This is a genomic window from Gordonia heveisoli (assembly GCF_030315745.1).
Classification (GTDB): Bacteria; Actinomycetota; Actinomycetes; order Mycobacteriales; family Mycobacteriaceae; genus Gordonia.
In genome coordinates this window covers 1-324 of the sequence record NZ_JASXSH010000062.1, presented here as the reverse complement: position 1 = coordinate 324, position 324 = coordinate 1, and the positions used below count along the sequence as shown (strand labels likewise).

Here is a 324-nt window from a genome sequence, read left to right as displayed (position 1 = left end):
TTCGATCACGAAAGTTCGTGCGCGAGTTGGACCGTCACGGTCTGGTCGGATCGATGGGCCAAGTCGGTGCGGCCGGTGACAACGCCGCCATGGAATCGTTCTTCGCGCTACTGCAGAAAAACGTCCTCGACCGCCGGCCCTGGGCGACCCGCGACGAGCTCCGGATCGCGATCGTGACGTGGATCGAACGCACCTACCACCGGCGCCGACGCCAGAACAGGCTCGGTCGGTTGACCCCGGTCGAGTACGAGGCCATCATGACCACACCAGCCACTCAGGCTGCGTGACCCGACCTGACCTGTCACCTGATCGTGCAGCAGTCCC

General features: G+C 64.5%; 1 protein-coding gene. It reads left to right on the top strand.

The features are described from left to right. Positions 1-287 (top strand): integrase core domain-containing protein (locus QSJ18_RS20150; RefSeq protein WP_286328431.1); only part of this gene is annotated, 287 nt, incomplete at its 5' end. Between the last annotated feature and the right edge of the window lie 37 nt (positions 288-324).